1 pseudogene is annotated in these 429 nt (G+C 28.7%); it reads left to right on the plus strand.

From position 1 onward, the window contains the following. Positions 1-12: 12 nt before the first annotated feature. Positions 13-183: pseudogene (locus ACF91D_RS32480) on the plus strand (DUF1643 domain-containing protein); the annotation flags it as partial. Positions 184-429 lie beyond the last annotated feature (246 nt).

Genomic DNA, 429 nt, shown 5'->3' on the forward strand with positions numbered 1-429 from the left:
AGCTTGGGGTGAGGTGTATATGTTAAAAAAGCTTCTATGGAGTCGAAGATCAATGAATTTTTGGAAATGTTAAAACCTTATAAGAAAAAAGTGAAGCAAATTATTAATCCTGAAACTAATGAAATCATGCACCCTTTAAATCCTTATGCACGAAAAGATTGGACAATAAAACCACTAGGTTGAATACGAGTACACACATAGATAATTTTTTAGTAATAGAATTGTCTTGATTATTTTCATTATATTAGAAGTAATCGATCCTAATAAAAAAGAAGATTTTAAAGTATCATTTACTTTTAAATTATTAAAATATAAATATGGTTAAAAATACGAGCATCTTCCGCTTTAATTGGGAGATGCTCAATTATTTTTTTTGCTGACTTGCCATTAATTCTGCTTGTTCTACTGCTATTTTCTGAAGATCTGGTG

This window comes from Staphylococcus sp. 231237_7MaSpsaltlick, assembly GCF_043107035.1.